Origin of the sequence: Streptomyces sp. LaPpAH-108 (assembly GCF_000373625.1) — a bacterium.
In the GTDB taxonomy this organism is placed as follows: Bacteria; Actinomycetota; Actinomycetes; order Streptomycetales; family Streptomycetaceae; genus Streptomyces.
On record NZ_KB891987.1, the window covers coordinates 750,572 to 777,337 of the forward strand.

General features: G+C 72.1%; 23 protein-coding genes and 2 tRNA genes. 16 read left to right on the top strand and 9 right to left on the bottom strand.

The features are described from left to right. Window positions 1-110: 110 nt before the first annotated feature. Both B079_RS0103455 and B079_RS0103460 read right to left on the bottom strand, forming a co-directional pair. Window positions 111-1,517, bottom strand: coding sequence for an ABC1 kinase family protein (locus B079_RS0103455; protein ID WP_018544384.1), 1,407 nt, complete (start codon window positions 1,515-1,517; stop codon window positions 111-113). Continuing rightward, window positions 1,510-2,778, bottom strand: coding sequence for a ThiF family adenylyltransferase (locus B079_RS0103460; protein ID WP_018544385.1), 1,269 nt, complete (start codon window positions 2,776-2,778; stop codon window positions 1,510-1,512). Before B079_RS0103460 ends, B079_RS0103455 begins: the two co-directional genes overlap by 8 nt. 270 nt (window positions 2,779-3,048) lie before the next feature. Here B079_RS0103460 and B079_RS0103465 point away from each other — a divergent pair, with 270 nt between their 5' ends. From B079_RS0103465 to B079_RS0103480, 4 genes are all read left to right on the top strand, one after another. Continuing rightward, window positions 3,049-3,645, top strand: coding sequence for a M48 family metallopeptidase (locus B079_RS0103465; protein ID WP_018544386.1), 597 nt, complete (start codon window positions 3,049-3,051; stop codon window positions 3,643-3,645). 124 nt (window positions 3,646-3,769) lie between these two features. Next, window positions 3,770-5,425 carry a TerD family protein gene (locus B079_RS0103470; RefSeq protein WP_018544387.1) on the top strand — a complete coding sequence of 552 codons (1,656 nt, stop codon included), beginning with the start codon at window positions 3,770-3,772 and terminating at the stop codon, window positions 5,423-5,425. Window positions 5,426-5,436: 11 nt separating this feature from the next. Continuing rightward, complete coding sequence (locus tag B079_RS0103475) at window positions 5,437-6,117, top strand: AIM24 family protein (RefSeq protein ID WP_018544388.1); 681 nt, start codon at window positions 5,437-5,439, stop codon at window positions 6,115-6,117. A 15-nt stretch (window positions 6,118-6,132) separates the two neighbouring features. Next, entirely contained in the window at window positions 6,133-6,888 is a 756-nt protein-coding gene (locus tag B079_RS0103480; RefSeq protein ID WP_018544389.1) for an AIM24 family protein, read from the top strand. Window positions 6,889-6,953: 65 nt separating this feature from the next. Here the strand turns inward: B079_RS0103480 and B079_RS0103485 are convergent, their stop codons facing one another. Both B079_RS0103485 and B079_RS0103490 read right to left on the bottom strand, forming a co-directional pair. Further along, window positions 6,954-7,475 (bottom strand): NUDIX hydrolase, encoded by a 522-nt coding sequence (locus tag B079_RS0103485; protein WP_018544390.1) that lies wholly within the window; start codon window positions 7,473-7,475, stop codon window positions 6,954-6,956. After that, window positions 7,472-8,923, bottom strand: coding sequence for a zinc-dependent metalloprotease (locus B079_RS0103490; RefSeq protein WP_018544391.1), 1,452 nt, complete (start codon window positions 8,921-8,923; stop codon window positions 7,472-7,474). Before B079_RS0103490 ends, B079_RS0103485 begins: the two co-directional genes overlap by 4 nt. A gap of 191 nt (window positions 8,924-9,114) precedes the next feature. Between B079_RS0103490 and B079_RS0103495 the strand changes: the two genes are divergently transcribed. The 4 genes from B079_RS0103495 (at window position 9,115) to B079_RS0103510 (ending at window position 12,314) form a co-directional block, all read left to right on the top strand. After that, window positions 9,115-10,227 carry an SDR family oxidoreductase gene (locus B079_RS0103495; RefSeq protein ID WP_026248310.1) on the top strand — a complete coding sequence of 371 codons (1,113 nt, stop codon included), beginning with the start codon at window positions 9,115-9,117 and terminating at the stop codon, window positions 10,225-10,227. Window positions 10,228-10,380: 153 nt separating this feature from the next. Then, complete coding sequence (locus B079_RS0103500) at window positions 10,381-10,842, top strand: molybdenum cofactor biosynthesis protein MoaE (RefSeq protein ID WP_018544393.1); 462 nt, start codon at window positions 10,381-10,383, stop codon at window positions 10,840-10,842. 195 nt (window positions 10,843-11,037) lie between these two features. Then, complete coding sequence (locus B079_RS36270) at window positions 11,038-11,166, top strand: hypothetical protein (RefSeq protein WP_267880467.1); 129 nt, start codon at window positions 11,038-11,040, stop codon at window positions 11,164-11,166. A 50-nt stretch (window positions 11,167-11,216) separates the two neighbouring features. Continuing rightward, complete coding sequence (locus B079_RS0103510) at window positions 11,217-12,314, top strand: PDZ domain-containing protein (RefSeq protein WP_018544395.1); 1,098 nt, start codon at window positions 11,217-11,219, stop codon at window positions 12,312-12,314. A gap of 84 nt (window positions 12,315-12,398) precedes the next feature. Here B079_RS0103510 and B079_RS0103515 read toward each other — a convergent pair whose 3' ends face one another. Next, window positions 12,399-12,941: a PPA1309 family protein gene (locus B079_RS0103515; RefSeq protein ID WP_018544396.1), complete on the bottom strand. Its 543-nt coding sequence runs from the start codon at window positions 12,939-12,941 to the stop codon at window positions 12,399-12,401. A gap of 163 nt (window positions 12,942-13,104) precedes the next feature. Between B079_RS0103515 and B079_RS0103520 the strand changes: the two genes are divergently transcribed. The 4 genes from B079_RS0103520 to B079_RS0103535 all read left to right on the top strand — a co-directional run bounded on the left by B079_RS0103520 (window position 13,105) and on the right by B079_RS0103535 (window position 18,284). Further along, on the top strand, window positions 13,105-15,984 hold the full coding sequence (locus tag B079_RS0103520) for a UPF0182 family protein (protein WP_086022335.1): 2,880 nt from the start codon (window positions 13,105-13,107) through the stop codon (window positions 15,982-15,984). Between the two features lie 41 nt (window positions 15,985-16,025). Continuing rightward, a tRNA-Met gene (locus B079_RS0103525) sits at window positions 16,026-16,099 on the top strand. Between the two features lie 206 nt (window positions 16,100-16,305). Beyond that, entirely contained in the window at window positions 16,306-18,123 is a 1,818-nt protein-coding gene (locus B079_RS0103530) for a tetratricopeptide repeat protein (RefSeq protein ID WP_051094940.1), read from the top strand. Window positions 18,124-18,210: 87 nt separating this feature from the next. Further along, window positions 18,211-18,284: transfer RNA gene (locus B079_RS0103535), tRNA-Met, on the top strand. Window positions 18,285-18,408: 124 nt separating this feature from the next. On the opposite strand, the gene B079_RS0103540 is transcribed toward B079_RS0103535, so the two are convergent. From B079_RS0103540 to hisN, 3 genes are all read right to left on the bottom strand, one after another. Further along, on the bottom strand, window positions 18,409-18,825 hold the full coding sequence (locus B079_RS0103540) for a Fur family transcriptional regulator (RefSeq protein ID WP_026248312.1): 417 nt from the start codon (window positions 18,823-18,825) through the stop codon (window positions 18,409-18,411). A gap of 130 nt (window positions 18,826-18,955) precedes the next feature. Then, window positions 18,956-19,360: a cyclic nucleotide-binding/CBS domain-containing protein gene (locus B079_RS0103545; RefSeq protein ID WP_018544400.1), complete on the bottom strand. Its 405-nt coding sequence runs from the start codon at window positions 19,358-19,360 to the stop codon at window positions 18,956-18,958. Between the two features lie 205 nt (window positions 19,361-19,565). Next, window positions 19,566-20,366 (bottom strand): histidinol-phosphatase, encoded by an 801-nt coding sequence (hisN, locus tag B079_RS0103550; RefSeq protein WP_018544401.1) that lies wholly within the window; start codon window positions 20,364-20,366, stop codon window positions 19,566-19,568. Between the two features lie 185 nt (window positions 20,367-20,551). On the opposite strand from hisN, the gene B079_RS0103555 reads away from it, so the two are divergent. Then, a complete protein-coding gene (locus tag B079_RS0103555) occupies window positions 20,552-21,160 on the top strand; it encodes a TetR/AcrR family transcriptional regulator (protein WP_026248313.1) in 609 nt (202 codons plus the stop codon). 1 nt (window position 21,161) lies between these two features. On the opposite strand, the gene B079_RS0103560 is transcribed toward B079_RS0103555, so the two are convergent. After that, entirely contained in the window at window positions 21,162-22,859 is a 1,698-nt protein-coding gene (locus B079_RS0103560; protein WP_018544403.1) for an ABC transporter family substrate-binding protein, read from the bottom strand. Between the two features lie 178 nt (window positions 22,860-23,037). Here B079_RS0103560 and B079_RS0103565 point away from each other — a divergent pair, with 178 nt between their 5' ends. The 3 genes from B079_RS0103565 to B079_RS0103575 are packed head-to-tail and all read left to right on the top strand — an operon-like array spanning window position 23,038 to window position 26,725. Then, the gene (locus tag B079_RS0103565; RefSeq protein ID WP_018544404.1) at window positions 23,038-24,021 is read left to right on the top strand and encodes an ABC transporter permease; all 984 of its coding nucleotides are present in this window, start codon (window positions 23,038-23,040) and stop codon (window positions 24,019-24,021) included. Next, window positions 24,018-24,923 (top strand): ABC transporter permease, encoded by a 906-nt coding sequence (locus B079_RS0103570; RefSeq protein WP_026248314.1) that lies wholly within the window; start codon window positions 24,018-24,020, stop codon window positions 24,921-24,923. Before B079_RS0103565 ends, B079_RS0103570 begins: the two co-directional genes overlap by 4 nt. Next, entirely contained in the window at window positions 24,920-26,725 is a 1,806-nt protein-coding gene (locus B079_RS0103575) for an ABC transporter ATP-binding protein (RefSeq protein WP_018544406.1), read from the top strand. The genes B079_RS0103570 and B079_RS0103575 overlap by 4 nt, the downstream gene beginning before the upstream one ends. Window positions 26,726-26,766: the final 41 nt, after the last annotated feature.

Sequence of the window (26,766 nt, forward strand, 5' to 3'; positions counted from 1 at the left end):
GCACACCTGAAGCAGCACACCGGAAGCGGTGGCCTCCCCTCCCGGGGAGGCGAGACCTTCTGCCCGCGGGGGCCGGTCCGTCCGACGGACCGGCCCCCGCGGCGCGTCCGTCACGCCTCGGCCGCGGGCGCCTCCGACGCGTCCTCCTCGGCCAGCTCCTCCTCGAAGCCCTCTTCGGGGGATTCCTCCGCCACGAACCCGGGCAGCCAGTCCTCCAGCTCCTGCCGCAGCCGCACGGTCGCGCCCAGCTGGCAGAGCACGCCGATGGTGCTGAGGGTCACGCGGTGTATCAGGAGATAGGCGGGCGGCAGATTGAGCCGCTTGCCCAGCTGGTAGGCGGGGGAGCGGGGGTCGGCGACCCGGCCGGCCTGGCCGCGCATCCACGAGCGGGTGAAGGTGAAGGCATCCACCCGGGCCGGTTCGATGATCGGCAGCAGATAGTCGAGCACCGCGCCGGGGTCCAGCTCGATGGACTCCTTGATGAACCCCTCGCCGCACAGCAGCCGGTAGACACGGTCGGCGTCGCCGTCGAGCGTCAGCCGCAGCGAGATGCCGATCGGCAGGGGCAGCCCGCCGGAGAGCCGGTCGACCGTGCCGAAGTCCAGCACGCCCAGACGCCAGTCGTCCTCGCCCTCGGGGCCGCCCGGCAGCAGCCGGAAGTTGCCCGGATGGGGGTCGGCGTGCAGCAGACCGGTGCGCGCCGGGCCGGAGAAGAGAAAACGGGCCAGCAGCTGCCCGGCGCGGTCACGCTGCTCCGGGGTGCCGTCCGAGATGACCTCCGAGAGCGGGATGCCGTCGATCCACTCGGTCACCAGGACCTGCTCGCACTGGTGCACCACCGCCGGGACCAGCACATCCGGATCGTCCGCGAACTCCTCCGCGTGCGCGGACTGCGCCTGGGCCTCCAGCGCGTAGTCCAGCTCCTCGGAGACGCGGTCCCGCAACTCCGTGATCAGCGGCTTGATGTCCATCCCGGGGATCAGCGGACCCAGCAGCCGGGCGAAACGGCTCAGTTGACTCAGGTCGGAGAGCAGCGCCTCGCCCGCGCCCGGGTACTGCACCTTGACCGCCACCTCGCGGCCGTCGTGCCACACCGCCCGGTGCACCTGCCCGATGGAGGCCGCGGCGGCCGGTTTGTCCTCGAACTCGAGGAACAGCTCCCGCCACTCCGTTCCGAGGCGCTCCTCCAGCACGGCGTGCACCGTGCGGGTCGGCATCGGCGGGGCGGCCTCCTGGAGCTTGGTCAGCGCGGCGCGGTAGGGACCGGCGACCTCCTCGGGCAGCGCGGACTCGAAGACGGACAGGGCCTGCCCGAACTTCATCGCGCCGCCCTTCAGCTCGCCGAGCACCTTGAAGAGCTGTTCGGCCGTGCGCTGCTGGAGCTCCCGGCCGACGATCTCCGCCGACTCGCCCACGATCCGCTTGCCCAGCCCCCACGTGGCCCGGCCGGCGAAGCCGAGCGGGAGCGCGGCGAGCTTGGCGGTCCGGGTGACCGCCTTCCGGGGAAGATCAGACATGCGCCCTCCAAGTCCCTGTCGGCCCCGCCGCGCCCGACTCGCGTCGTCGCCCGGCCGACGGCCGTTGCACCGCCATTGTCGCGCGCGGCACCCCGCTGGTTGAGGAGTGCTCCCCCTTTGCGGCTCCCTTTCCCTTCCCTTTTCCTTTCACCCCTGCGCCGCACCCACATGCCGGGTGCGGGGCGATCGGCCGAGAGTGCCAGGTCAGGGCGGGCAGAGACGTCTCCCAGCGGGCCCCGGCGCTGGACGGGGGACCGCCGTCGAGGAAGGTGAGGGCGTGCGCGGCGGCGAGTCCGGCCACCGCGACGGCCAGCGTGAGATCACAGGCGCCCACCCGGCGTGCCGTACCGCACCGCCACTGGGTGACCAGGCGCGGCCACGCGGGGTCACCGTCCGTGCGGTCCTCGTGCAGACAGCCCGCGCAGCTCGTCTCCCCGGGCAGGACCAGTGGCCCGACCACACCGGTGCCCTCCACCACCCCGGCGTAGAGATGCGGTGTCCCGGAGGCCGTCAGCCGCTCGGTGACGAACGGGTCGGGGGCGTGCACGGCCACCTCGTCGCGCGGCGCGACGATCACCAGGGACAGGCCCGTCTCTGCCCGCGATGCCTCCGCCTCCGCCGTGCCGGTCCCGCTCGGCGGGGAGGCGCGGGCCCGGCGCACCGGGCGGTCCGGGGCCGCGCGGCGCACGGCCGCCCGTGCCGCCTCGTCCCGCCGCTCGCCCACCGACTCGGCGGGCAGTCCGCCCGGCGCCACGTCCCACGGCTCCACGCGGCCCACGTCCCGCACATCGACCTCGCCCACCCCGGCGCCGGACAGCAGCGAGGCCAGCACCACCCCGACCCGTCCCGCGCCGTGCACCCGCACCCTGAGCGAACGGCGGGCGGCGAGCTGCCCGAGGGCGGCGCCCGGCTCGGACGTGGACAGCGACAGCGAGGCGAGGTCGGGCCGCAGCCGGTCCAGCGTGTCCCCTCTCTTGCGCAGCGCCTCCGCCGCGGGCGAGCCGCCCCGCAGGTCGTCGAGCAGTCCCGCCCGGCCGAGGCGCCCCAGCAGGGTGTCCACATGACCGTCGGGCAGGCCCATTCGGCGCCCCTCCTCGCGCAGCAGCGGCAGGCCCCGGGCGCCGTTGAGCAGGCGCAGGAAGCTGCCCGTGGCCGGATCGACCGGGCCGAGGGTGATCGCGTGCGCCGGGGTCATGCCGAACTGCACGGTGTCGAGATCGCGCCAGCCCTGCCGCAGTGCGGGCTTCACCATCGGATGCATCACAGAACCCCCGTCACTCTTCGTGTCGTACCTGGCTGTTCCGGCGGACTGGTCGGGCTCCGCCTTCGAACGCCAGCATGGCCGGATTCCCGGAAGCGTGACGGGAGTTGTCCACAGGCACGGGGTGATGGTCGTACAAGCATTCCGCAGGCGGGCGGCTCGTGACCCTCAACGGACAAAACACGCATAAGGGGTGCCGGGTCGACCGGGGAGCGGTATCCGGCCGCCGGGAGGGGGACTTCGGCGGGGCCCAGCGGGTAACGTCGAGGCGTGCCCGCCGAACCGTCCCCCCGCGCCGGACAGCCGTCGCGCGGCGCGCCGGAGCAGTCGCCGGACGGCACGGCGGCGCGTGCGATCGAGGTCCGCCGCAGCGCCCGGCGCCGCCGCACGGTCTCCGCGTACCGCGAGGGCGACCGTACCGTCATCCTCATCCCCGCCCGGATGTCCGAGGCGGAGGAGCGGCGCTGGGTGACCGTCATGCTCGACAAGCTCGCCGCCCAGGAGAACAAGCGGGTGCCGGGCGACGCCGAACTGACCGCGCGCGCCGAGCGGCTGTCGGCGCAGTACTTCGACGGCCGGGCCCGCCCCGCCACCGTGCGCTGGGTCACCAACCAGAACACCCGCTGGGGTTCGTGCACCCCGGCCGAGGGCAGCATCCGGCTCTCGCACCGGCTGAAGGGAATGCCGGAGTACGTCATCGACTACGTGCTCTGCCACGAGCTGGCCCATCTGCTGGTGCCCGGTCACGGCCCCGACTTCTGGCGGCTGCTGGAGTCCTATCCGCGCACCGAGCGCGCCCGCGGCTATCTCGAAGGAGTCGTCGCGGCATCCCGCCTGCCGCACGTCCCCGGCGCGCGCGGTGAGTGAGGCGCGCGGATGAGAACCCGGACGCGGCTGTGTACCGGTTCCGTACCGGCTACGCCCATTGTCGGTATGTGACGTTAGCCTGGCGCGACGCACTCGCATTCCGGATGGGGGACGGTCGTTACGCATGACCAGGGAATTCCAACGCGGCCACAAGGCCAGGATCAGTGACCTGACGGCGGGCACGGATCTGTACGTGGGTGTGCAGATCTCCGCTCCCGGACTGACCTTCGACATCAGCTGCTTCGGACTGGACGCGGACGAGCGCCTTTCCGACGACCGGTACTTCGTCTTCTTCAACCAGCCGAAGTCGCCGGAGGAGTCCATCCAGCTCCTCGGCGCCCAGGCGGGCGACACCGAGTCCTTCCGGGTCACGCTCGACCGGATCCCGCCGACCGTCCACAAGCTGTCCTTCACGGCGACCATCGACGGCGACGGCCAGATGTCCCAGGTGGCCCCCGGCTATCTGCGCATCGTGGCGGGCGGCGAGGAGGTCGCGCGGTACGCCTTCACCGGCGCCGAGTTCTCCACCGAACGCGCCGTGATGCTCGGGGACATCTACCTCAAGGACGTCTGGCGGTTCGCCGCGGTCGGCCAGGGCTTCGACGGCGGCCTGGAGGCGCTGCTGAAGAACTTCGGCGGCGAGGTGCTGGAGGAGGAGACCCCGGCCGCGCCCGCGCAGTCGGCCGCCGCCCCCGGCTTCGCCCCGCCCGCCTTCGCCGTCCCGTCGTCCCCGGCACCCGCCGCGACCCCGGCACCGGCTCCGGCGCCCGCTCCCGCCCCGGCCCCGGTGGCCCCCGCGCCCCAGGGCTTCACCCCGCCCCCGGCGCCCGAGCCGAACGTGCACGGTGCCCCGACGGTCATCGCCCCCCTGACCACCCCGCCCGGCGGCACGGTCCCGCCGCCCGCCCCGGCCCCCGCGCCGTACGGCGCGCCGCCAGGGCCGCCCACCGCGCCGCCGCCTCCCGGCTACGGCACCCAGGGCGCCCCGGGCATCCCGAGCGCCCCGCTGCCCCCGGGCTACGGCACCCCGCCCGGCGCCCCGCAGCCGCCCGGCCACGCGCAGGTCCCCGGTCAGCAGACCGCCCCGTACGGCGTGCCGCAGGGCGCCCCGCAGGGCGGCGCCGGAGTCGGCGCGGCGCTCCAGATGTACAAGGAGGTGCCCACCGGGCAGCGCTGGACGCAGCAGAACAAGAAGCTGGTCCGCGTGGACCTGGGCGTCGCCGGTCAGCCGGTGCTGGCCCGCCAGGGCAGCATGGTGCTCTACCAGGGCAAGGTCGACTTCGCCTACAAGGGCGCCGGATTCGCCGGACGCATCGTCGGCAACGCCACCGGGCAGGAGATGCAGCTGATGCGCTGCACCGGCCAGGGCCAGGTCTTCCTCGCCGACGACTCCACCTATCTGCACCCCATCGAGCTGCAGGGCGACGCGATCTGCGTCTCCGCGGAGAACGTCCTCGCCTTCGACGAGAGCCTGCAGTACGAGGTCCGCCGGATCGAGGGCCACGGCATCCCCGGCGGCGCGCTGTTCACCATGCAGTTCCAGGGCACCGGCACGATCGTCGTCAAGACGCACGGCGTCCCGGTCGTGCTCCCGGTGACGCCCACGACCTTCGCCGACTGCCACGCGGTGGTCGCCTGGTCGGCGGGCGCGCAGGTGATCGTCTCCAGCCAGGTCCGGATGCGCCGCAACGCGTACGCGGGCGACACCGGGGAGAGCGTCAACCTCCAGTTCCGGGGCGCCCCCGGCAACTTCATCGTCGTCCAGCCGTACGAGGTCTGAGGGAGCCCGACATGTACCAGCCGCTCGCGGGCCACGCCCCCGCACCCGTCACCGCCCGCATGGAGAACCACGGCGGCCAGATGCTGAAGGTCGCCATGCAGACCGGCAACGACCTCTTCGCGCGCGCGGGTTCGATGATCTCCTACGAGGGGTTCATCCAGTACGAGCCCAACCCGTCCGCCGTCCGCCAGGTCGCCCGCGACTGGATGACCGGCGAGGGCGCCCAGTTGATGAAGTGCTCCGGCGACGGACTGCTCTACCTCGCGGACTACGGCGCCGACGTGGTCGTCGTCCACCTCGACGGCGACGGCATCTCCGTCAACGCCACCAATCTGCTCGCCTTCGACGCGCATCTGACGTGGAGCGTCGAACGGGTCAAGGGCATGGCCAAGTTCGCCGGGCAGGGCCTGTGGAACACCCGGATCTCCGGGCAGGGCTGGGTCGCGCTGACCTCGCGCGGCACGCCGATCGTCGTCGACTGCGGCGGCGGCGAGGACGAGACCTTCGTCGACCCGGACGCGCTCGTGGCCTGGTCCCCGAACCTCAAGGTGAAGGGCAAGCGCAGCTTCAAGGCCCAGTCGCTGATCGGCCGGGGCAGCGGCGAGGCGTACCAACTGGCCTTCTCCGGCCAGGGCATCGTCGTCGTCCAGCCCAGCGAGGACAGCACCGACCGCCTCCGGATCCGGGGCTGAGGGGGAGCAGACACCATGCAGAGCCCGCTTTTCGCGTACAACGACGTCCAGACCCAGGAGCGCTGGAGCCTGCAGAACCCGCAGCTGCTCCGCGTCACCCTGGAGGGCCACGACGACCTGCTCGCCCGCAAGGGCTCCATGGTCGCCTACCAGGGTCTGGTCGAGTTCGACGCCGAGTACCGCACCCACGGCCAGCGCCGCGCGCGTGCCCACACCGGCGAGGGCCTGGACCTGATGCGCTGTCACGGCCAGGGCACCGTCTACCTCGCCAACCTCGCCCAGCACGTGCACGTCCTGGACGTCGAGCAGGAGGGCCTGACGGTCGACAGCGCCTACGTCCTCGCCATGGACTCCACGCTGCACCACGAGATCATCGCCGTGGACAGCCTCTACGGCATCTCCGGGTCGGGGAAGTACCAGCTCAACATCACCGGTCACGGCAAGGTCGCCCTGATGACCTCCGGCGCCCCGCTGCTGATGCAGGTGACGCCCGACAAGTACGTCAACTGCGACGCGGACGCCATCGTCGCCTGGTCCACCTCGCTGCGGGTGCAGATGCAGGCCCAGACGCACTCCTCCGGGGTGTGGCGGCGGCGGGCGAGCACCGGTGAGGGCTGGGAGCTGAGCTTCATGGGCTCCGGGTTCGCCCTCGTGCAGCCCAGCGAGCTGATGCCGCCGCAGCACGCGCGGATCGGCGGCGGGGTCGCCGCCCAGTTCGGCATGGGCCAGCAGGGCGCGCGCGGACAGAACCAGGGCAACGTCTGGAGCTGACCGCACCCGCAACGAACGTAAGGGGCTCCCGCCATTGCGGGCGCCCCTTACACGTTCACCGCCGTTCAGAGCCTGGCGCGGCTCGCCTCCAGCAGCCGGACCACCGACTCGTCCGCCACGGACGCGACCTCGTCGTACCCGAACCAGCGCAGGTCCAGCGACTCGTCGCTGATCGCGTGCTCGGCGCCGCGCGGGGCGAGGACCGCGTACTGCACGTCGTAGTGCCAGTGGCAGGGCGCCGGGATCGGATGCCGGTCCAGGCGGACCGGGCCGCCGGGCAGCAGGGTCAGACCCGTGATCCCGGACTCCTCGGCGGCCTCGCGCAGCGCCGCCTTTGCCAGGGTCGTGTCCTCGGGCTCGCAGTGGCCGCCCATCTGGAGCCACATGCGCAGCTTCTTGTGCAGGGTCAGCAGCACCCGGTCGTGCTCGGGGTCGATCACCAGCGCGCTGGCCGTGAGATGACCGGCGTGGCAGGACTTCCACATGCCGTCCGGGTGGGCGGCCAGATGCTCCAGGTAGGCGTCGCGCAGCTCGCCCTGGTCCGCGTACTCCTTGAGGACGTGGACCGCGTCGTCGTACAAGCTCACTCGCTCTTGTCGCCCTTGCTCTCGCCGCTCTCGCCCTCGTCCTTCTTGAGGTCGGGCTTCTCCGCGCCCCCGCCCGCCGCCTCGCCGAGCATCTTGTCCAGCTCGGAGAAGTCCAGCTGCTCGCGGTGGACGAAGCCGTCCGGGTCGTCCAGGTCGGTGGCCGTCGGCAGCATGTCCGGGTGGTGCCACAGCGCGTCCCGGCCGTCCACCCCGCGCGCGTCCGTGAGCGAGGCCCACAGGCGGGAGGCATCGCGCAGCCGACGAGGCCGCAGCTCCAGGCCGATCAGCGTGGCGAAGGTCTGCTCGGCCGGACCACCGCTCGCGCGGCGGCGGCGCAGCGTCTCGCGCAGCGCGTCGGCGGAGGACAGCCGCGGCTTGGCAGCCGCGTGCACCACCGCGTCCACCCAGCCCTCGACCAGAGCGAGCGCGGTCTCCAGACGGGCCAGGGCGGCCTTCTGCGCGGGCGTGTCCTCGGGCTGGAACATGCCCTGCTGCAGCGCGTCCTGCAGCTGCTCGGGGTTCTGCGGGTCGAACTGGCCGACCACGTCCTCCAGCTTGGCGGTGTCGACCTTGATCCCGCGCGCGTACCCGTCGACCGCGCCGAACAGGTGCGAGCGCAGCCACGGCACGTGCGCGAACAGGCGCTGGTGGGCCGCCTCGCGCAGGGCCAGGTACAGCCGCACCTCGTCCTTGGCGACACCGAGGTCCTTGCCGAACGTCTCCATGTTCACCGGCAGCAGCGCGGCCTGGCCCACCGGGCCGAGCGGCAGACCGATGTCGGTCGAGCCGACGACCTCGCCCGCGAGCACGCCGACGGCCTGGCCGATCTGGGTGCCGAACATGGCGCCGCCCATGGAGCGCATCATGCCGATCAGCGGGCCCGCCATGGCCTGCATCTCCTCCGGCAGGACGTCGCCCATGGCCGCGCCGACACGCTCGGCGACCGGGTCGACCAGCTCCTTCCAGGCCGGGAGGGTGGCCTCGACCCACTCCGCGCGTGACCAGGCCACGGCCGTGTTCGCACCGGAGGGCAGCGAGGTCGCGTCGTCCAGCCACAGGTCGGCCAGGCGCACAGCCTCCTGCACGGCGGAACGCTCCGAGGGGCCGACGCTCGCGTCCTTGACGCCGTCGGGAGTGCCCTGGGCGACCGTCTGGCGGGCGATCTGCTTGGCCATGTCCCAGTTCACCGGGCCGCCCTCGTACGAGAGCATCTGGCCCAGCTGCTGGAAGGCCGCGCCCAGGTCGGTGGGGTTCAGGGAACCGAACATCGCGGCGAGCGGGTTGTCGGCGCCGGGGCCGCCAAAGCCACCGGCTCCCGGCAGGCCGCCGAAACCGAAGGGGTTGGCCGGTCCCTGCCCACCACCGCTCTGCTGGTCCTTCTTCTTGCCCTCGTCGCCGTCTTCCGGCTCCTCCGGCGGAAGGCCGAATCCGAATGGGGTGTCACTCACGGGGTTCCTCGGCTGGTAAGGCCACCGGTTTCCTCCGGCGGCGCGGCTGCCCGACTTCACCACCCAGCGTAGACACCCGGACCGGATTGGGCCTCGGTGCTTCGCCCACGCAAGGGCTGCGGCAGGATGGATGCACCTGGTACGCGCGCGTCGTCCGCGCCCGTACTGAAGACAACCGCTGGAGACGCCCGGTGAGTTCCCCAGATCCGCAGGTTCGCGCAGCGCGAAACCCGTCCGCCCCGTCCCCCGTGCGCGGCCCCGTCGTCGCGGTCACCGGTGCGGCCGGCGGGGTCGGCGCGCTGCTCACGGAGCGGCTCGCCGCCGACGAGGCGGTCCGCCAGGTCGTCGCCATCGACGAGCGGCGCGGGGAGTGCGCGGACGCGGTGTGGCACATCCTCGACGTGCGCGACCCGGCCATCGCGGACAAGCTGCGCGGCGTCGACGTGGTCGTCCACCTCGCGCTCGACCTGGACCTCGGCAGCGATCCGGCCGCCCGCACCGCCTACAACGTCCGGGGGACGCAGACCGTGCTGACGGCCGCCGCCGCGGCCGGGGTCCGCCGGGTGGTGCTGTGCACGTCGGCCATGGTCTACGGCGCGCTCCCGGACAACGAGCTGCCGCTGTCGGAGGACGCCGAGCTGCGCGCGACGGCCGAGGCCACCGGGGTCGCGGACCTGCTGGAGATCGAGCGCCTGGCCCGGCGCGCGCCCCGGGCGCACCCCGGCCTCAACGTCACCGTGGTCCGCCCCGCCGTCCTGGTCGGCGGCACCGACACCGCGCTCACCCGCTACTTCGAGTCGCCCCGGCTGCTGGTCGTGGCCGGATCGCGGCCCGCGTGGCAGTTCTGCCACGTCGAGGACCTGTGCACGGCCCTGGAGTACGCCGTCCTGGAGAAGGTGGACGGGGAACTCGCCGTCGGCTGCGACGGCTGGCTGGAGCAGGAGGAGGTCGAGGAGCTGAGCGGCATCCGGCGCATGGAGCTGCCCTCGGCCGTCGCGCTTGGTGCCGCCGCCCGGCTCCATCGGATCGGCCTCACCCCGTCCCCGGCGGGCGACCTGGCGTACACGATGTACCCCTGGGTGGTCAGCGGCAGCAGGCTGCACGCCGCCGGGTGGCGCCCGCGCTGGACCAACGAGGAGGTCCTGGCGGAGCTGCTCGAGGAGGTCGCCGGGCGGCACACGGTCGCCGGACGGCGCCTGGGCCGCAAGGACGCGACGGCGGCGGGCGCCGCGGGTGCGACGGTCGCCCTGCTGGGCGCGGCGGCGGTGGTCCGCCGGGCGCGCAAGGCACGCCGCCGCATCTGAGGACGGCACCCGCGCAAACCTCCCGGCGAAGACCTCTCCGGGCGCACCTTGTCCCGGCACACCTCTCCTGGCCTATCCCTCCCCGGCCACGCCTGCTCCCCTCGGCCGAGCTTCGCGTTCCCGCATGTCCGGGGCGTGCGGCACCATGGAGACATGGCACCCACGAACGATCACCCCGGCGAGCAGGCCGCTGAGAACCCCGTCAAGCTGATCGGCATCCGGGACACCCCGCTCTCGGTCGACGAGGTGTACGCGGCGGTGGGCGACCCGGCCGCCGGTGGCATCTCGCTGTTCGTGGGCACGGTGCGCAATCACGACCAGGGTGCCGACGTGGACGCGCTCGGCTACTCGTGTCACCCGAGCGCCGAGGACGAGATGCGGCGCATCGCCGAGAAGGTCGCCGCCGAGTACCCGGTACGGGCGCTCGCCGTCGTCCACCGGGTGGGGGACCTGGGCGTCGGGGACCTCGCCATCGTCGCCGCCGTGTCCTGCCCGCACCGCGCCGAGGCGTTCGAGGCGTGCCGCAGGCTCGTCGACGACGTCAAGCACCAGGTGCCCATCTGGAAGCATCAGCGGTTCTCCGACGGCACCGAGGAATGGGTCGGCGCCTGCTGAGCACAGGCAGGTGCCTGCTGATCATCGTCACATTGGGCCGATCGGGGCTTCCGCTTGCGTAACCGGTGCCCTCGCGTGAGCGTTATGAGTGCGAACGGTTAATCTGCTGATCATTCGGTTCGCGGACACTCATGGGGTTGGGAGGTCGGCATGGCGGCGCTCGCCTGGTTGCTGATTCCGGTTGTCGCTGCTGTCGTGGCGAGCCTGTGGGGAAGCTGGGCCAACCGGACCCGCAGGGCCCGCAGCGACGGGCCCGAGCTGGACGGATACGCCCGCTTCCGCGAGGCGATGGAGAAGTCCCGTACGGGTGCCCGCGGCGCGTGACAAGGGTGCCCTGACGGTGTGCTGACAGGCCCGTCCCGTACTGTCGTGCCATGCCACGCCGCACCGCGACGATGCTCGCCTCCACCCTGATGCTGATCGCGCTTCTGTGCGCGGGGGTGCTCATCCCCGTGCCGTACGCGGAGATGTCGCCGGGGCCGACCGTGAACACGCTCGGGGAGCACGACGGCGAGCCGGTTCTGCAGATCTCGGGGCACAAGACCTATCCGGCGGACGGCCATCTGAACATGACCACCGTCCGGGTCACCAGCGCCGACTTCCGTATGAACCTGGTGCAGGCGGTCTACGGCTGGCTGGCGCACGACAGCAAGATCGTGCCGCACGACACGCTCTACCCGGACGGCAAGACCGAGGAGCAGTCCACCCAGGAGAACGCCGAGGAGTTCAGCCAGTCCCAGGAGAGCGCCAAGGTCGCCGCCCTGAAGGAGCTGAACGTCCCGGTGAAGTCCTGGGTGATCGTCTCCACCGTGATCAAGGACTCCCCGGCCGAGGGCAGGCTGCACGCGGGTGACGTGATCAAGGCCGTGGACGGCACCGAGGTCAAGCAGCCCTCCGACGTGGCCAAGCTGGTGACCCGGCACAAGCCCGGCCAGAAGGTCGTCTTCACCGTCGTCCCGGCCAAGGAGCAGGCCGCCGCCGAGAAGGCGCACAAGGACGCGACGAAGACGCAGGACGTCACGATCACGACGACCAGCTCCGAGGACACCGGCGCCAAGCGGGCCATCGTCGGCATCTCCGCCGGGACCGACCACACCTTCCCGTTCGGCATCGACATCAAGCTCGCGGACGTCGGCGGGCCGAGCGCCGGTCTGATGTTCGCGCTCGGCATCTACGACAAGCTGACCCCGGGCGACCTCACCGGCGGCAAGTTCGTCGCGGGCACCGGCACCATCGACGACTCCGGCACGGTCGGGCCCATCGGCGGCATCGAGATGAAGACGGTCGGCGCGCGCGACAAGGGCGCCCAGTACTTCCTGACGCCCGCCGACAACTGCGCGGCTGCCGCCCAGGACACCCCGAGCGGCCTCACCCTCGTCAAGGTCAGGACCATCCACGACGCCCTCGGCGCCCTGAAGGACATCCGCACCGGGAACACGGCCGCGCTGCCGAAGTGCACGACGAAGGGCTGACCAGGCGCTGACCGGGGGCAGACCGGCGTCGACCGGGGGCAGACGCGCCGGGGGCGCCCGCTCGGCAGGCGCCCCGGAGACGGGTCAGTCCTCGAACGTCGCCTTCAGCGCCTCCGCCAGGCCCGGGACCAGGTCGGGGCCGGTCAGGACCTCGGTCGGGGAGTCCTTCTCGCGCAGCCGGATCGCGGAGTCGCGGGCGCCGTCGCGCAGGACCGCGACCGTCATACGGACCTCCTGGCGCTCGGGGTGGGAGGCCACCCACTGGGCCAGCTTGGCGCCGCTCAGGCCCTGCGGGACCTGGTTCTCGGCGGACGGCGGCAGCATCTGGCGCTCGACGGTGAGCGCGCAGCCGGTGACCGCGTCGGGCCAGGCGATGGTGGCGAGGAACTCGTCGAGCGGCCGGTCGGCGGGCACCTCTTCCTGTTCGATGGGGGTGAGCCCCGTCTCGCCGGTGTCCTCGGCCAGGCCGAGCTGGGCCGCGAGCGCGGGTTCCGAGGTCCGCAAGCGTGCGGTGTCGACGAGGGCGAAGAGGCGGGCGGGCTGGTCCCAGCCGAGGCCGGAGGCGTACTCGTCGATCTCGAGCACGGCCCGGGTGAGCGGGTTCGCCGCCATGGGAGTGTTGGACATGGTCACAATCCTGCCTCGTTCCCGGCCGGAATCGGGAACCGAGCAAACCGTGAGTAAGTTGCATAGGTGGGGGCCCGCGATCACGGGGGGCCGCCAAGGGCCCGCGAACACGAGGGTCTGACGGATCGACAGCGACTTCGAGGTGCGCACCTTGGCTTTCCAGATGCCGGACCGCGGCGGAGGCCCGACGGGACCGCGGACGAGAGCGGACCGACCGTCCCGGCGGGTGAGGACCCTGCTCGTGACGCTGGGCGTCCTGGCGGCTCTCGGCATGGCCTTCACCATGTTCGCGGGTTTCTGGACGGACTGGCAGTGGTACCGCTCGGTGCACTACTCGTCGGTCTTCACCACCACCCTGTGGACCAAGATCGGGCTCTTCTTCGTCTTCGGCCTGCTGATGGCCCTGGCCGTGGGCTTCAACATCTGGCTCGCGCACCGGCTCCGTCCCCCGCTCAGCGCCATGTCCATGGAGCAGCAGAGCCTGGACCGGTACCGGATGGGCATCGCGCCGTACAAGACCTGGCTGCTGCTCGCCGTCACCGCGCTGGTCGGCCTGATCGCCGGTGCCTCGGCGGCCGGCCAGTGGCGGACCTGGCTGATGTGGGTCAACGGCGTGCCGTTCCACGAGAGCGACCCGCAGTTCCATCTCGACGTCTCGTTCTACGCCTTCGACCTGCCGTGGTACCGCTTCCTGCTGGCCTTCGGCTTCGCCGCGACGGTCCTGTCCCTGATCGCCGCCGCGCTCACCCACTACCTGTACGGCGGACTGCGCGTCACGAGCCCCGGCGCCCGCGCCTCGGCCGCCGCGACCGGCCATCTGTCGGTGCTGCTCGGCGTGTTCGTGACCCTGAAGGCGGTCGCCTACTGGCTCGACCGGTACGGCCTCGCGGTGAAGTCCAGCGGCTTCAAGGCGACGGACAACTGGACCGGTCTGCGCTACGTGGACGCCAACGCCTATCTCCCGGCCAAGACGATCCTGTTCTGCATCGCCGTCATCTGCGCGCTGCTGTTCTTCGCCACCCTGTGGCGGCGCACCTGGCAGCTGCCCGTCATCGGCTTCGGCCTCATGGTGCTCTCCGCCATCCTGATCGGCGGTCTGTACCCGGCCATCGTGCAGAAGTTCCAGGTCCAGCCCAACGAGCAGGCCAAGGAAGCGCCGTACGTCCAGAAGAACCTCACGGCGACCCGCAAGGCGTACGGCATCGACCACACCCAGGTCACCGGGTACCCGGGCAAGGCCGCGACCTCCGACAAGACCACGCTGCGCGACCAGGTCGGTGACACGGCCAGCATCCGCATCATGGACCCGAACGTGGTCTCGCCCACCTTCCAGCAGCTCCAGCAGATCTGGAACTACTACGGTTTCCCGAAGAACCTGGACGTCGACCGGTACCCCACCAAGGACGGCAAGGACCAGGACACCGTCATCGGACTGCGCGAGCTGGACCTGACGGGCATCCCGAAGCACAACTGGATCAACGACCACTTCCGCTACACCCACGGCTACGGCGTGGTCGCCGCCAAGGGCACCGAGGCCGACGACAAGGGCCGCCCGGTCTTCACCGAGAAGAACCTGCCCTCCACGGGCGACCTCGGCGACTACCAGCAGGAGATCTACTACGGCGAGAAGACCACCACGTACTCCATCGTGGGCGGTCCGCAGAAGGAGATCGACTACTCCGACGCCAAGGGCGACAAGGACACCAGCTACCAGGGCAAGAGCGGTGTCTCCCTCGGCAACCCGCTCAACCGGGCGGCGTACGCGGTGGCGTTCAACGAGCCGCAGATCCTGTACTCCGGTGCGATCGGCGACGGCTCGCGCATCCTGTACAACCGCACGCCCAAGGACCGCGTCGAGGCCGTCGCCCCCTGGCTGACCATCGACGGCGACGCCTACCCGGCCGTGGTCGACGGACGCATCCAGTGGATCGTGGACGCCTACACGACCTCCAACGGCTTCCCCTACGCCTCGCGCACCACGCTCGGGGACACCACGGCCGACTCGCTGACCGCCACCAACAACTCCCGCGCGGTGGTGGCCCAGCAGAACCAGGTCAACTACATCCGCAACTCGGTCAAGGCGACCGTCGACGCCTACACCGGCGACGTCAAGCTGTACCAGTGGGACGCCAAGGACCCGGTGCTCAAGACCTGGATGAAGGCGTTCCCGGACACGGTCGAGCCCCGCGCGGACATCCCGGCCGCGCTGATGGCCCATCTGCGGTACCCGCAGGACCTGTTCAAGGTCCAGCGCGAGCTGCTGAGCCGCTATCACGTGACGGACGCGAAGACCTTCCTCAGCGGCAACGAGGTGTGGCAGGTCCCGGACGACCCGACCAACGACTCCCGCAGCGCGGTCCCGCCGTACTACCTGAGCATGAAGATGCCCGACCAGAAGGACCAGGCCTTCTCGCTCACGACCACCTTCACGCCCAACGGCCGGGACAACCTGAGCGCGTTCATGGCGGTGGACTCCGATCCGCGCTCCAGTGACTACGGCCGGATCAGAATCCTGAAGCTGCCCACGAGCACCACGGTGGACGGCCCCAAACAGGTGCAGAGCCAGTTCAACTCGGAGCCGAGCATCGCCGAGACGATCGCCCTGCTCAGCAGAGGCCACTCCCAGGTCGAGTACGGCAACCTGCTCACCGTCCCGCTCGACGGCGGCCTGCTCTACGCGGAGCCGGTCTATGTGCGCGGCGGCGAGCTGAAGTACCCGCTGCTGCGCAAGGTGCTCGTCACCTACGAGGGCAGGACCGCCTTCGAGGACACCCTGGACCAGGCGCTGGACAAGGTGTTCGGGGTCAAGGGGAGCACCGAGCCGCCCAAGAGCGACACGACCGAGCCCCCGAAGTCGGAGAACCCCACGGTCCGCCAAGCCCTCGACGACGCCCAGAAGGCGTTCGACGCCGGGCAGAAGGCGCTCAAGGAAGGCCCCGACTGGGACGCGTACGCCAAGGCCCAGAAGGATCTCCAGGAGGCGCTGCGCAAGGCCGAGGAGGCCCAGTCCAAGCCCGCCGAGCCCGCCAAGCCGGCGAGCTGACCGGCCCCGCCCCGCGTCGTGGTACGGTTGCAACACAACGACGCGGGGTGGAGCAGCTCGGTAGCTCGCTGGGCTCATAACCCAGAGGTCGCAGGTTCAAATCCTGTCCCCGCTACTGAAGACGAAGGCCCGGATCTCACACGAGATCCGGGCCTTCGTGGTGTGCGAACCCATGTACGGGGGGCCGAACCGGCCCTGTCGCCATGGGGAGTTGATGGATCTGTGTTTGACTTGTCTCTCTGTGGGCATGTCGACAAAACGCTGAAGTGACCTCACGGACTGCGGTACACCGGGTGTACCCAGGTTGCAGGTGGTGCGACGATGGACGTTATGGGGGACAAGGCAACTCTGTTCGGAACGGGGCGATTTGCACAGCCTTCGGGCGAGGAGCCGTCCATCGACGAGACGGGGGAAGCCGCCGAGGAGGTGCGCCTGCGCATGGCGGCGCGCACCGGTGACGCCGAGGCGGCCAGCCTCCTCGGGGCCATCCTGCTGCGCCGGGGCGATCTGGACGGCGCCGAGCCGCAGTTGAGAGCCGCGAGCGCGGCCGGTGACCGGGCCGCCGCCAACAACCTCGGCGTCCTGCTGCACCAGCGCGGCTACCCCGACGAGGCCGCCGACTGGTGGCGGATCGCCGCCGTGGCCGGATCGGCCGCCGCCGCGCACGCCCTCGGCCGCCACCACCGTGAGCGCGGCGACGAACCCGCCGCCGAGTACTGGCTGCGCCAGTCCGCCGAACAGGGCCATGTGCTCGGCGCCTACGCGCTCGCCGATCTGCTGGACCACCGCGGCGACGCCGACGCCCGGCGCTGGCTGCGGGCCGCCGCCGAGCGCGGCCACCGGGAGGCCGCCTACCGTCTCGCGCGCGCCCTGGACCTCAAGGCCGAACTGGGCGTGGGGCGCGGCAGCGCGGACCGGGACGCCCTCGCGGAGGCCGAGCAGTGGTACCGGCAGGCCGCCGCGCGCGGCCACGGCCTCGCCGCGCTGTACCTCGGCGGCATCCTGGAGCGGCGCGGCGAGCTGAAGGAGGCCGGCCGCTGGTATCTGACCGCCGCCAAGGAGGGCGAGGCCCGCGCCGCCTGTGCGCTCGCCTTCCTGCTGCGCGACGCGGGCGACACCGAGGGCGCCGCCACCTGGTGGCTGCGCGCGGCCCAGGGCGGCGACGGCAACGCGGCCAACGCGCTCGGCGCGCTGCACGCCGAGCGCGGCGAGACCCAGACCGCCGAGCGCTGGTACCGGGCGGCCCTGGATGCCGGGGACGACAACGGCGCCTACAACCTCGGCCTGCTCTGCGCCGAGCAGGGCCGCACCGCCCAGGCCGAGCAGTGGTACCGGCGGGCCGCTTACGCCGGGCACCGGGAGGCCGCCAACGCGCTGGCCATCCTGCTGCTCCAGGTCGGCGACACGCGGGGCGCCGAGCCCTGGTTCTCCAAGGCGGCCGAGGCCGGGAGCGTGGACGCCGCCTTCAACCTCGGCATCCTGCACTCCGGACGCAGCACCGAGGAGGACGCCGCGAGCGCCCTGCGCTGGTACGAGCGCGCGGCGGCGGCCGGGCACCACGAGGCCGCGCTCCAGGTCGGCATCGCCCGGCTGCGCGAGGGCGACGAACAGGCCGCAGAACGGTATCTGCGCTGCGCCGCGGGGGGCGGCAGCGCCGAGGCCGCCTACCGGCTGGCCGCCGTGCTCGACGCGCGGCGCCCGCCGGAGCCCGCGCACGAGCTGGGCGAGAGCACGCACGACAAGAGCGAGTGCGAGGAGTGGTACGAGCGGGCGGCCTGTCTGGGGCACCGGCGCGCGCAGGTGCGGGTCGGCATGCTGGCGGCGGCCCGGGGCGACGTGGTCGAGGCCGCGCGCTGGTACCGGGAGGCGGCCGAGGCGGGCTCGCGCAACGGCGCCTTCAACCTCGGGCTGCTGCTGGCCCGCGAGGGCAGCGAGCCGGAGGCGGCGGTGTGGTGGGAGCGCGCCGCCGACGCGGGCCACGGCCGGGCGGCGCTGCGCCTCGCGCTCGTCTGCGCCCGGCGCGGCGAGCTGGCCGAGGGACAGCGCTGGGCCGACCGGGCCGTGGAGCTGGGCCCGGAGGAGGTGGCCCGGCGGGCGGCCCGGCTGCGGGACGCGCTGCGCGAGGAGCTGTCGGCGTGACCTGCCGTCGGCGTGACCTGGCCGAACGGGCAGCGCCGAATGGATTTGCCTCGCCGGGCAGGTCTCGCGTAGTGTCATATTCACCGACGCGGGGTGGAGCAGCTCGGTAGCTCGCTGGGCTCATAACCCAGAGGTCGCAGGTTCAAATCCTGTCCCCGCTACTGAAGCCCGAGGGCCGGAATCCAGAGATGGATTCCGGCCCTCGGTCGTTGTGTGTGCTTGCCTGCGGACAAGGGTGCGGACATGGGTGCGCCGCCCCCCGGAGGAGGAGCGGCGGAGAAACGGTCAGGCGCCCGCGCAGTCCGGGCACAGCCCCCGGTACGTCACCTCGACGTCCGAGACCGCGAAGCCGAAGCGTTCGGTGGCGGGGAGGTCGGCCAGCGGGTCGCCGGTCGGGTGCACGTCCCGGATCGCGCCGCAGCGGGCGCAGACCAGGTGGTGGTGCGGGCGGTGCGCGTTGGGGTCGTAGCGCTTGGCGCGGCGGTCCGTGGAGACCTCCAGGACCTCGCCGAGGGAGACCAGCTCGCCCAGCGTGTTGTAGACGGTCGCGCGGGAGATCTCCGGCAGCTTGACCACCGCGCGCGCGTGGACCTCGTCGGCGGTCAGATGGACGTGCTCTCCGTCGAGAACCTCGGCGACGACGCGGCGCTGCGCGGTCATACGCCAGCCGCGTCCACGCAGCCGTTCCAGAAGGTCACTCATGGCAGCCAGCGTAACAGCCACCAGCTCAGATCCCGAACATGTGTGATTTTGGAACGCGAATCGTCTTGGACGCGATCCAATGTGGACGCGGGTGTGCGCGGCCGGGTCTCGGGCCGGGCGGAGGGGCAGGTCAGAGGGCCGGTTCCGGCTCCCGTGCGGATGCCCAGCAGCGGATGATGTCGCGGACCGAGACGATGCCGACGGGTTCGCCGCCGTCCAGGACGACCAGGTGCCGGAAGCCGCCGTGCGTCATGGCGCGGGCCGCCTCCCGCAGCGTCCAGGTCGGGGCGGCGAAGACGACGGCGGTGGTGGTGGTGGCGTGCGTGTGAACGGTCTCCGTGTCGGGGTTCTGGCCGAGGCCGACGGAGTTCAGGACGTCGCGCTCGGTGAGGATGCCCGTGCCGCCCGCGGCGTCGGGGTCCAGGACCACGGCGGCGCCGACATGGCGCGCGGACATCAGGGCGGCTGCCTGGCGGAGGGTGTGGGTGGGGCCGACGGTGAGGACCACCGTGCTCATGGCGTCACGGACGAGCATGGGATGGAGCCACCTCCTCGGAACCCGGGCGCGAGCGCGGATTCACGAATTCACAAGTGGGGTCGCTTCCCAGACTGCCAGGTAAAGAGGTGGTCAACAAGGGGGCGCGTGCGGCCCGCTGCGGGCGTACGGGGCACGCCGGGGGCCGGGTCGCGCCGACCGCGCCGGTGCCGGGCCGGTGAGGTCAGCTCGCGCGGGCGACGGGTCAGTCGCGCTGGTTGAGATACCCCAGCAGCTCCTCGTGCAGCGGGCCGTTGGAGGCCGCCGCGTTGCCGCTGTGCGGTCCGTGCCTGCCGTCCAGGCCGGTGAAGGTGCCGCCCGCCTCGGTGACGATGATCGCGTTGGCGGCCATGTCCCACAGGGACAGCTCCGGCTCCGCGCAGATGTCCACGGCGCCCTCGGCCACCATCATGTAGGGCCAGAAGTCGCCGTACGCGCGCGTGCGCCACACCGCGCGGGTCAGGTCCAGGAAGCCGTTCAGGCGACCCTGGTCCTCCCAGCCGGTCAGCGAGGAGTAGGCGAAGGAGGCGTCCGCGAGCCGTTCCACGCCGGAGACATGGATGCGGGAGGCGGAGGTCAGGCTGCGCCCGGTGAAGGCGCCGTGGCCCTCGGCGGCCCACCAGCGGCGCCCGAGCGCGGGGGCGGAGACCAGGCCCACGACCGGCCGGAAGCCGCCCTCGCCCGCCTCCATCAGCGAGATGAGCGTCGCCCACACCGGGACGCCGCGTACATAGTTCTTGGTGCCGTCGATCGGGTCGATCACCCAGCGGCGCGGACCGGTGCCCTCGACGCCGTACTCCTCGCCGAGGACCGCGTCGCGCGGGCGGGCCCGCTGGAGCTGGCCGCGCACGACCTCCTCCGCCGCCTTGTCGGCCTCGCTCACCGGCGTCATGTCCGGCTTCGTCTCCACCTTCAGGTCGAGCGCCTTGAAGCGGGCCATGGTCGCGGCGTCGGCCGCGTCCGCGAGAACGTGGGCGAGGCGCAGGTCGTCGAGATAGTCCGGCATGTGACGAACGGTATCGGCCAGGACCGCGACCGGGCCACACGGGGGTGCGCGAGGATGTGCGGACGGCACGGGGCGCGCGAAGGGGCGTGCTGTCCGAAGCGCGCCCCCTGGGGCCTCCCGGCCCCTTGACAGTGCCCCGGCGCGCGTCAAACCTGGGCGCAGAGTCGCTCGCCCCCAGGGAGACGATGATGCCCGCAGCCCGGGAATCGCTGCTGGACGCCGCGTTCACCGCACTCACTCGCAGGCCGTGGTCCGCGGTGCGCATGGTCGACGTGGCCGCGTCCGCCGGGGTGTCCCGGCAGACCCTGTACAACGAGTTCGGCAGCAAGGACGGCCTGGCCAGGGCGCTGGTGCGGCGCGAGGCCGACGGCTATCTCGCCGGGGTGGAGCGCGCGCTCGCCACACACGCCGACCCGCACGAGCGGCTGACCGCCACCGCCGAGTGGACGGCGTCCGCGGCCCGGGAGAACGCGCTGGTGCGGGCCATGCTCACCGGGTGCTGGAGCGAGCGGCTGCCCGCGCCGGTCCTGTCCGGGGTGCCGTCCACCTCCGCCGTCCCGGCGCAGCGCCGCGCGGACGGACCGCTGCCCTCGCCCGGCGATCTGCTGCGGATCGTGCGGGACCGGGCGGTCACCGCGCTGTCCGCGCCCGGCGCCGCCCCCGCCGAGGTGGCCGAACTCGCCTTCTCCTGCGAGCTGGCGGCCCGTATCGCGCTGTCCTGCGTGGCGGTGCCGCCGGGCGCGGGCGGCATGGCGGGCCTGATCGGCGGTGCCCTGCGCGGGCGGCAGCCGTGAGCTACTTCGCGGCCTTCTTCAGCCAGCCGACCTTCGTGTAGTCGACGTCCGCGAGGCCGGTCGAGCCGTAGTTGGCCAGGTCGCTGCGGACCGCGTTGATCTCGGGCCGCTGGTACAGCTCGATGGAGTGGCCCAGCCGCCAGATCTCGGTGTCGGCCTCGTTGTAGAGCCTGATCGCCTCGGCGCGGTCGGTGCTCTGACCCGCCTTCTTCAGCAGGGCGTCGATCTTCGGGGAGCCGACCGAGCCGAAGTTCTGGAAGAGGTTGCGGCCGTGCGGCTGCTGGAAGACCGGGGTGAGCGTGGTGAGGAAGACGGCGTCGACGTTGCGGAAGCTGGTCAGGTCGAAGTCGCCCCGGTTCACGAACTGGTTGAAGTAGTCGTTGGCCGGGACCTTCTTCAGGTTCACCTTGATCCCGGCCTGGGCCAGCTGCTGCTGGACCAGCTCGGCCTGGTCGAACTGGGCGGAGGTGCTGCCGGAGCTGAGCACGTAGTCCAGGGTGAGCCGCTTGCCGCCCTTGGTGCGCGGCCTGCCCTCGCCGTCGGCCTTCCAGCCCGCCGCGTCCAGCAGCTCGGCCGCCGCCTTCGGGTCGTACGTCGCGTGGCCGCCCGAGGTGTCGTGGTAGCCCTGCTGGTTGGGCATGAAGAAGTGGTTGTCGAGCGGGGCGAGCCGGAAGGAGAGGTCCTTCGAGAACGCCTCGTTGATGCCCTTGCGGTCGACGGCGTGCTGGACCGCCTGACGCACCCGCAGGTCCTTCAGCGGCCCGCGCCCGCCATTGAGCGTGATGTGCACCTCGTCCCAGCGCGCACCCCGCCGGATGTCCGTGCCCGGCGCCTTCACCAGCCGCTGGTAGTCCTCGGGCAGCAGCGCGGTCGCGCTGTCCAGCTCCTTGTTGAGGTACGCCTCGGCGCGCGCGCTGAAGTCCAGGACGCGGAAGACGATCGCGTCCAGCTTCGGCTTGTTCCCCCACCACTTCGCGTCGGGCACCAGGGTGATGGTCTGCGCGGTCTTGTCGTACGACCCGATCCGGAAGGCGTTGCCGGTGACCGGGGCCTTCTCCGCCCAGCCCGTGTTGAACTTCTTCGGGCTGTCGGTGTACTGCGCCGGGTAGAGCGGGTCGAACAGCCGCTGCCAGTCGGCGTACGGCGAGGAGAAGGTGACCTCGACGGTGTGCGCGTCCTTGCCCCGCGCCACCTCGGAGATCTGGTCGTAGCCGGAGATGTCGGCGGCCTCGTACGCCTTGTCGCGGCCGCTGAGGGCCTGCCACTGGGCGTGGAAGTCGCGCCAGCCGAGCGGGGTGCCGTCGGACCACTTCGCCTCGGGGTTCAGCCGGTACTCGACCGTCTGCGGTGAGGTGGAGGTGACCTTCGCCGAGAGGAGGAAGTCGGGGTTGGCGTGGATCGCGCCCTTGGCGTCGGAGTCGAAGAGGTCGGGCAGGACCGTGCGCGCCAGCTCCTGGGCGTCGCCCTGGGAGCCGTCGACGGTGTTGATGTTGTACTGGGTGATCCACTGCGTGATCCCCAGGTTCAGGCGTCCGCCCTGCTTGAGGTCGGAGAGCGGATGGGCGTTGACGTCCTGGCCGTCGGCCTTGGGCGCCGCCTGCTTGTGCGGGGCGGAGTGGTCCGGGGAGCCGCAGCCGGTCACCAGCGACGCGACGGCCGCCGTGGCGGCGATCCAGGCTGCGGCGGAGGCGTGACGCATGGCGGTGTCCTTTGCGGGGTCGGCGGAATCTCCCGGACCGGGCGGCGGAGCCCGGCCGTGCCGGGCCGGACCCGACGGGCAGAACGTAGAACGGCGCACGACCACCGGGGGAGGGCCCCGGGATTACTGACATGTTCTCTTCATGTTGCCGCAACAAGAGGACTGGACCATTTCTGACGTGCCCTCCTACCTGGCCAAACGCCTCGGCTATCACGCCGTGCTGCTCCTGGCCGCCGTCTGCCTGTCCTACTTCCTGGCCTCCCTGGCGCTCGATCCGCGCGCCGCCTACGAGGGCCGGCAGCCGCCGCTGTCCGCGAGCGCCGTGGACCACCACCTCACCGAGCTGGGCGTCAACGACCACGAGCCGCTGCGCGACCGCTTCCTGCACTGGGGCGGGCGCGCCCTGCACGGCGACCTGGGACAGACCATCGACGGCACCTCCGTGAACGCCGAGTTCGGCCGCCGCCTCGGGGTCAGCCTGCGGCTGCTGCTCGCGGGCACCGTCCTCGGCACGGCCGCCGGAGTCCTCGCCGGGGCCTGGACGGCCGCCCGCCAGTACCGGCTCAGCGACCGCGCGCTCACCGTCGTCTCCTTCGCGCTGCTTTCGACCCCCGTCTTCCTGCTGGCGATCCTGCTGAAGACCGGCGCGATCTGGGTCAACCAGACCACCGGCACCGATCTCCGGTTCACCGGCGAGAAGACCCCGGGCCTGACCGGCGGCTTCTGGGCCGTCCTCGGCGACCGCGCCGGGCATCTGCTGCTGCCCACCCTCTCCGTCGCCCTGTTCGCCGCCGCGAGCTACAGCCGCTACCAGCGCAGCGCCATGCTCGACGTGCTCGGCTCCGACTTCCTGCGCACCGCGCGCGCCAAGGGGCTCAGCCGCAGGACAGCCCTGCTCCGGCACGGGCTGCGCACCGCCCTCGTGCCCATGTCGACGTACTTCTCCTACGGCTTCCTCGCCCTGTTCACCGGCGCCACCTTCACCGAGACGATCTTCGGCTGGCACGGCATGGGCGAGTGGTTCGTGGCGTCCATCGGCAAGAACGACGTCAACTCCGTCGTCGCCGTCAATGTGTTCGCCGCCGTCACCGTGCTCCTGTCCGGCTTCCTCGCCGACCTGCTGCACGCCGCCCTCGATCCCCGCGTCCGGCAGGCCCGATGACCCCCACCCCGCCCCCCGTCCCCGCCCCTGCCCCTGCCGCGAAGGTCCCGGCAGGCCGCGCCGCCCTCGTGCTGCGCCGCTTCGTACGGCACCGGGCAGCCCTCGCCGGAGCGATCGTGCTCGCGCTGCTGTTCCTGCTCGCCTTCGCCGGGCCGTACCTCACCCCGTGGTCCTACAGCCACGTCGACTACACCGCGCTGCGCGCCGCCCCCGACGCCGACCACTGGTGGGGCACCAACCGGATCGGACAGGACGTGTTCGCGCAGACCGTGCGCGGACTGCAGAAGTCCCTGGTCATCGGGCTGCTGGTGGCCGTCCTGTCCACCGGGCTCGCCTCGCTGGTCGGCGCCTGCGCGGGCTACTTCGGCGGCTGGGCCGACCGGCTGCTGACCTTCGCCGTCGATCTGCTGCTCGTCTTCCCGTCCTTCCTGATCATCGCGATCGTCTCGCCCCGGCTGCGCTCCAGCGGCTGGTTCGCCCTCGTGGGGCTCCTCGCCGTCTTCGGCTGGATGATCACCGCACGGGTCGTACGGTCCATGACCCTGAGCCTGAAGGAGCGCGAATTCGTGCGCGCCGCGCGGTACATGGGCGTCGGGCCCTTCCGGATCATCTGGCGGCACGTGCTGCCCAACGTCGCCTCCTTCCTGATCATCGACGCCACCATCCAGGTCGGCGGCGCCGTGATGAGCGAGACCGCGCTGTCCTTCTTCGGCTTCGGCGTCCAGCCGCCCGACGTGTCCCTCGGCACCCTGATCGCCTCCGGCACGGGCGCGGCCGTGACCTACCCGTGGATGTTCTTCTTCGCCGCCGGACTGCTCGTCGTGCTCGTCCTCGCCGTCAACCTCGTCGGCGACGGACTGCGCGATGCCCTGGACCCCACCGCCGGGGCGGTGACCCGGTGACCGTGCCCCCACTGCTCCAAGTCACCGGCCTGGACGTCGACTTCGACGGCAGACCCGCCGTACGCGACGTACACCTCACCCTCGGCCGAGGCGAAGTCCTCGGCCTGGTCGGGGAGTCCGGCTCCGGCAAGTCCGCCACCGCCCTCGCGATCCTCGGCCTGCTCCCCGGCAACGCCACCGCACGCGGCTCCGTACGCCTCGACGGCACCGAACTCCTCGGAGCGCCCGAACGCGCACTCGACGACATCCGGGGGCGCCGGATCGCGATGGTCTTCCAGGACCCGCTGTCCGCCTTCACCCCCGTCCACCGCATCGGGGACCAGATCGCGGAGGCCGTCCGCGCCCACCACGACGTCTCCCGCACCCAGGCGGCCGCCCGCGCCGTCGAACTGCTCGACCTCGTCGGCATCCCCGAACCCGCCCTGCGTGCACGGGCGTTCCCGCACGAGTTCTCCGGCGGCATGCGCCAGCGCGCCATGATCGCCATGGCGATCGCCAACGAACCCGACGTCCTCCTCGCCGACGAACCCACCACCGCCCTCGACGTCACCATCCAGGCGCAGATCCTCGATGTCCTGCGCACCGCCCAACGCACCACCGGCGCCGCCGTGTTGCTCGTCAGCCACGACCTCGGCGTCATCGCGGGCACGGCCGACCGGGTCGCCGTCATGCGCGAGGGCCGCGTGGTCGAACAGGGCACCGCCGAGCAGGTCTACGGCACACCGAAGGAGCCGTACACCCGCGAACTGCTCGCCGCCGTCCCCAGGTTGGACACCTCGCGCGTCCCCACGCCCGCCACCGGCGAACCGGTGCTCACAGTGCGCGGGCTCACCCGCACCTTCCCCGTGCGCACCGGCGGAGTCCTGCGCCGCCGGACCGGCACCGTCCACGCCGTCGACGGGATCGACCTCGATCTGCGGCGCGGCCAGACGCTGGCCCTCGTGGGGGAGTCGGGCTCCGGCAAGTCGACCACCCTCTTCGAACTCCTCGAACTCGCCGCACCCGAGGGCGGCACCGTCGAGCTGTTCGGACGGCGGTACGGCACCCTCGGCCGCACCGAGCGGCGGGAGCTGCGACGGCGCGTCCAGGTCGTCTTCCAGGACCCGATGGCCTCGCTCGACCCCCGGATGCCGGTCGGCGACATCGTCGCCGAGCCGCTGCGCGCCCAGGGCGCCGACCGGGCGAGCGCCGCCCGCGCGGTGCCGGGGCTGCTCGCCCGGGTCGGCCTGAACCCCGACCACGCCGACCGCTACCCGCACGAGTTCTCCGGCGGCCAGCGCCAGCGCATCGGCATCGCCCGCGCCCTGTCCGTCGAACCCGAACTCCTGCTCCTGGACGAACCCGTCTCCGCGCTCGACGTGTCCGTCCAGGCCGAAGTGCTCGACCTGCTCCAGCGGCTGAAGGAGGAGCTGGGGCTCGCCTATCTGCTCGTCTCCCACGATCTGTCGGTCGTGCGGAACATCGCGGACCGGGTGAGCGTCGTCTACCTCGGCCGCACGGTGGAGGCCGGGCCCGTCGACGAGGTCTTCGCCCGGCCCCGGCACCCCTACACCCAGGCCCTGCTGTCCGCCGTACCGCTGCCCGACCCGGTGCGCGAGCGGGCCCGGCGGCGCATCCTGCTCGCCGGAGACCCGCCGAGCCCCACCCGCCGCCACGACGGCTGCCCCTTCCGGGCCCGCTGCCCGCTCCAGGCCGCACTGGGCGCGGACGAACGCGAGCGGTGCGCGCACGAGGTGCCGCGGTTCGAGGGCGACGGGGCCGCCTGCCACTTCCCGCGGGTGCGCGAGGTGCTGCCGACGTGAGACGGAACCGGCGGCTCCGGCGGAATCATTGGACCCGGTGG

Bases quoted from the DNA above. Each gene is read 5' to 3' on its own strand.
- B079_RS0103540 (WP_026248312.1), bottom strand. From the start codon at position 18,825: ATGAGTGACCTTCTGGAACGGCTGCGTGGACGCGGCTGGCGTATGACC.
- B079_RS0103475 (WP_018544388.1), top strand. From the start codon at position 5,437: ATGTACCAGCCGCTCGCGGGCCACGCCCCCGCACCCGTCACCGCCCGC.
- B079_RS0103515 (WP_018544396.1), bottom strand. From the start codon at position 12,941: ATGTCCAACACTCCCATGGCGGCGAACCCGCTCACCCGGGCCGTGCTC.
- B079_RS0103455 (WP_018544384.1), bottom strand. From the start codon at position 1,517: ATGTCTGATCTTCCCCGGAAGGCGGTCACCCGGACCGCCAAGCTCGCC.
- B079_RS0103510 (WP_018544395.1), top strand. From the start codon at position 11,217: ATGCCACGCCGCACCGCGACGATGCTCGCCTCCACCCTGATGCTGATC.
- B079_RS0103470 (WP_018544387.1), top strand. From the start codon at position 3,770: ATGACCAGGGAATTCCAACGCGGCCACAAGGCCAGGATCAGTGACCTG.
- B079_RS0103560 (WP_018544403.1), bottom strand. From the start codon at position 22,859: ATGCGTCACGCCTCCGCCGCAGCCTGGATCGCCGCCACGGCGGCCGTC.
- B079_RS0103545 (WP_018544400.1), bottom strand. From the start codon at position 19,360: ATGCTCGTCCGTGACGCCATGAGCACGGTGGTCCTCACCGTCGGCCCC.
- B079_RS0103460 (WP_018544385.1), bottom strand. From the start codon at position 2,778: ATGCATCCGATGGTGAAGCCCGCACTGCGGCAGGGCTGGCGCGATCTC.
- B079_RS0103480 (WP_018544389.1), top strand. From the start codon at position 6,133: ATGCAGAGCCCGCTTTTCGCGTACAACGACGTCCAGACCCAGGAGCGC.
- B079_RS0103555 (WP_026248313.1), top strand. From the start codon at position 20,552: ATGATGCCCGCAGCCCGGGAATCGCTGCTGGACGCCGCGTTCACCGCA.
- B079_RS0103520 (WP_086022335.1), top strand. From the start codon at position 13,105: ATGCCGGACCGCGGCGGAGGCCCGACGGGACCGCGGACGAGAGCGGAC.
- B079_RS0103530 (WP_051094940.1), top strand. From the start codon at position 16,306: ATGGACGTTATGGGGGACAAGGCAACTCTGTTCGGAACGGGGCGATTT.
- B079_RS0103570 (WP_026248314.1), top strand. From the start codon at position 24,018: ATGACCCCCACCCCGCCCCCCGTCCCCGCCCCTGCCCCTGCCGCGAAG.
- B079_RS0103500 (WP_018544393.1), top strand. From the start codon at position 10,381: ATGGCACCCACGAACGATCACCCCGGCGAGCAGGCCGCTGAGAACCCC.
- hisN (WP_018544401.1), bottom strand. From the start codon at position 20,366: ATGCCGGACTATCTCGACGACCTGCGCCTCGCCCACGTTCTCGCGGAC.